General features: G+C 61.4%; 4 protein-coding genes. All 4 read left to right on the top strand.

The genetic code is table 11. The features are described 5' to 3' along the window. Window positions 1-180: 180 nt before the first annotated feature. Window positions 181-1032 (top strand): transporter substrate-binding domain-containing protein, encoded by an 852-nt coding sequence (locus AC1D17_RS28165; RefSeq protein ID WP_112841492.1) that lies wholly within the window; start codon window positions 181-183, stop codon window positions 1030-1032. 75 nt (window positions 1033-1107) lie between these two features. Next, the gene (locus AC1D17_RS28160) at window positions 1108-1821 is read left to right on the top strand and encodes an ABC transporter permease (protein WP_112841491.1); all 714 of its coding nucleotides are present in this window, start codon (window positions 1108-1110) and stop codon (window positions 1819-1821) included. Then, window positions 1818-2510, top strand: coding sequence for an ABC transporter permease (locus tag AC1D17_RS28155; protein ID WP_112841490.1), 693 nt, complete (start codon window positions 1818-1820; stop codon window positions 2508-2510). Before AC1D17_RS28160 ends, AC1D17_RS28155 begins: the two co-directional genes overlap by 4 nt. A 38-nt stretch (window positions 2511-2548) precedes the next feature. Beyond that, the coding region (locus AC1D17_RS28150) for a gamma-glutamyltransferase (RefSeq protein WP_477568518.1) at window positions 2549-3341 on the top strand (793 nt) is incomplete at its 3' end.

Below are 3341 nucleotides of genomic sequence, written 5' to 3'. Positions count from 1 at the left end.
ACCCAAGCCATGCCGAGGCTGTCATGCAGGAACACATTATTGCGACGCCAAGCCTTCTGGCCGAATACGCCAGCCCCGGGCGGTGAGCGTAGCTTGAGAGATTGTCCGCAGCCGGAGGAGACATCCGGCACGGACGGGGAACCGCCGTCACGAACGGCTCAACAACGAAGAGGAAATGTCATGACGATCCGTCGCATGGCCGCGCTTGCGGCTGCTCTCACCACACTGACCTTCGGCCCAGCGGCATATGCCCAGAGCGCGCCGACAGAAATCAAGATCGCGACTGAGGGCGCCTATGCTCCCTGGAATTTCACGAATGCCAACGGTGAGCTCGACGGCCTCGAGATCGAGCTTGCGAATGATCTCTGCGCCCGGATGAAGATCAAGTGCACGCTCGTCGCGCAGGATTGGGACGGCCTGATCCCCTCGCTGACCGTCGGCAAGTTCGACGTCATCATGGCTGGAATGTTTATCACCCCGAAGCGTCTTGAGACCATCGACTTCACGCAACCTTATGCGGTCGATCCCGGTGGCTTTGCCGTTGCCAAGGATAGCGAGCTTGGAAAGCTTGGCCTTTCGACCGAGCGCTTCGACATGAGTAACGAAGCCGAAGCGACGGCTGCCATCGAGAAGCTGAAGCCGCTGCTCAAGGGCAAGATCATCGGCGTGCAGGCAGCGACCACCATGCTCGATTTCGTCAAGAAGTACTTCGGCGATTCGGTCGAGGTCCGTGAATACAAGACGACAGAGCAACACGACCTTGACCTGTCGGCCGGCCGCATCGATGCCATTTTTGCCCAGCAGACGGCCCTCGCCGCAACGCTCGCCAAGCCTGAATTCGCCGACTACACGATCGCCGGACCCGGCTTCGTCGGCGGCCTCTTCGGCATGGGCACCGGCGCTGGTCTGCGCAAGGAAGACACCAAGCTCAAGGAAATGCTGAACGCGGCCATCGACTCGGCCATTGCGGATGGCACGATCAAGCGCATCTCCGAGAGATGGGTCGGCACCGACGTCACCCCGCTCAAGTAACCAAAGGCGGACCGAATGACGCCGGAGTTCAAGTAACTCCGGCGGCATGAAGGACATAAAGGGGTTTCGCCCGGCATGCTTGAAAAACTTTATCTGCTCGGTTTCGCCGAAGGCGGCTGGGGCACAGCCCTACTCGGCGCAGCGGGGGTGACCGTTTTGCTATCGGTGCTGGGCTTTCTGCTCGGAGCCGTATTCGGTGCCCTGGGTGCGAGCGGCGGATTGTCCTCGAAACGACTGCCGAGATTCCTCGCCTCGGCTTACGGCACGATTTTCCGCGGCGTTCCGGATCTCCTCACCATCTACCTCTTCTACTACGGCGGCAGCGTGGCGCTGACCGCGATTGCTAAGGAGTTCGGCTCGGACGGGTTCGTCGGCCTTCCCTCTCTTGCGACCGGCATCATCGCCATCGGCGTCATCTCGGGCGCCTATCAGGCCGAAGTCTATCGCGGCGCCTATCTCGCCGTCGAGCAGGGACAGTTCGATGCCGCAAAAGCGCTAGCGCTGTCACGCGTCCAGATTCTTCGGCTCATAATCGTTCCGCAACTCCTGCGCCACGCGATCCCCGGCCTCAGCAATGTCTGGCAGTTGGTCCTCAAGGATTCGGCTCTGATCTCCGTGATCGGCCTCGTCGAACTGATGCGTCAGTCACAGATCGGTGCGGGCTCCACGCGCGAACCCTTCCTGTTCTACATCGCCGCAGCAGCCCTCTATTTCGTCATCGCCGGCATAACCGGTCAGGTCTTCCGCGTTGCAGAGACCCGCACATCTCGGGGGATCTTGCATCGATGATCGACGTTGGCTTCTTCCTGGAAATCATTCCGCAACTTCTCTCCGGCGTCTCCCTCACCCTTAAGTTGGCTGGAACCTCCATTCTACTGGGCTTTGCGCTGGCGCTACTGCTGGCCCTTGCTCAACAGGGCGAACATCGCCTCGTCGTCTGGCCGATCCGTACCTTCGTTGCCGTGTTTCGCGGTACGCCGCTGCTCGTCCAGATCTTCTTGATCTATTACGGCCTCGGCCAGTTCCGCCCCTCTCTGCAGGCGATCGGGCTCTGGGGGCTGTTTCGCGAACCCTACTGGTGCGCAATCCTGGCGCTGACCTTGAATACCGCCGCCTATGGCAGTGAGATCCTGCGCGGCGCGATCAAGAACGTTCCGCGTGGACTGGGGGAAGCCGCCCAGGCGCTCGGCATGACGCGCCTCTTGACCCTTCGGCTGGTGATCCTTCCCATCGCGCTTCGCCAGGCAATCCCGGCCTATGGCAATGAAATCATCCTAATGGTCAAAGGCACCTCGCTTGCCTCGATCATCACGCTGCTCGAGGTGACGGGGATTGCCCGAGACCTTATCTCCGAAAGCTACCGCGCGATCGAGGTCTTCCTGGCTGCCGGCGCGATCTACCTTTTTCTGAACTTCCTGATTGTCCGGGCACTTGCCTATCTGGAAGTCCGCATGACGCCATACCGGTCCCGCAGCTGAGGACCGGTGCAACTGAGAATACGAGGAGACTGACAAGGATGCGCAATTTCGAGAACCCGACGCGGTCGGTGGCCGTCTCGGCCAAGGCCATGGCTGCGACCTCCCACCCCTATGCCACGCTGACGGCAGTCAACATCCTGCAGGCTGGCGGCAACGCGATGGATGCAGCGATAGCTGCCTGCGCCGTTCAGTGCGTGGTCGAACCCGGCTCCACGGGCATCGGTGGCGATTGTTTTGCCCTTTATGCTCCGAAGGGCGGCGAGCGCGTGCTGGCCTATAACGGCTCCGGCCGGACCCCGAAGGCGCTCACAATCGACTGGTTCGAGGAGCGTGGCCTGACCGAAGTTCCGCGTCAGTCGCCCTCCGCCGTCACCATTCCAGGTGCGATCGATGCCTGGACCCGCCTACATGCCGATTATGGTCGCCTGCCGCTCGCAGACGTTCTGGCACCTGCCATTCGTTATGCCGATGAAGGTTATGCCATCACACCTCGCGTTCATCGCGACTGGGTGAAGGAAGAGGCGCTTCTCTCGGCCGACAAGGCGGCAGCCGACATCTTCCTGCCGGGCGGCCGGGCGCCACGGATTGGTGAAATGCACCGCCAGCCGAAACTCGCTGCCACGCTCCGCAAGATCGCAGCCGAAGGTCGCGATGGCTTTTACACCGGTTCTGTTGCCGAAGACATGGTGGCGCATTTGAACGCCCATGGCGGCCTGCACACGCTCGACGACTTTGCCAAGGCCAAGGGTGAGTATGTTGACCCGGTGACCACCACGTTCCGCGGCCATACCGTGCACGAATGCCCGCCGAATGGTCAGGGCATCATTGCCC

The organism is Pararhizobium sp. P1_E7 (assembly GCF_056405855.1).
The sequence above is the reverse complement of the archived record's forward strand: the minus strand, read 5'-3'. Positions and strand labels throughout refer to the sequence as shown.